The 255-nt window shown below is 65.9% G+C and carries 1 protein-coding gene; it reads right to left on the reverse strand.

The window, feature by feature from the left end:
- Positions 1-255: hypothetical protein (locus tag AACY45_RS29060; protein WP_339548912.1), on the reverse strand; the 255-nt coding region annotated here is incomplete at both ends.

Genomic DNA, 255 nt, shown 5'->3' on the forward strand with positions numbered 1-255 from the left:
ACTGGTAATAGAGCTCCAGCGTGCCGCCTTCTACCGGCTTGATGTGGGCCGCCTCCACGGTGATGAACAACGACACCCCGGCCTCGATGTCGCCCTGGGTAATCAGGCGCAACGGCAGGTCGGGCAGGTAGGGGGTGAAATCCGGCAAGGTGCCGAGCCAGAACAGCTTGATCGCCTGGCCGGCGACGAACGAGGCATCGAAGGGGATTTCGATGCGGGTGCGCGGCAGGTCCGGGTCCAGTGCGCCCTGGCGGG

The sequence above is a fragment of the Pseudomonas sp. RA_35y_Pfl2_P32 genome (genome assembly GCF_963970735.1).
Taxonomy (GTDB): domain Bacteria; phylum Pseudomonadota; class Gammaproteobacteria; order Pseudomonadales; family Pseudomonadaceae; genus Aquipseudomonas.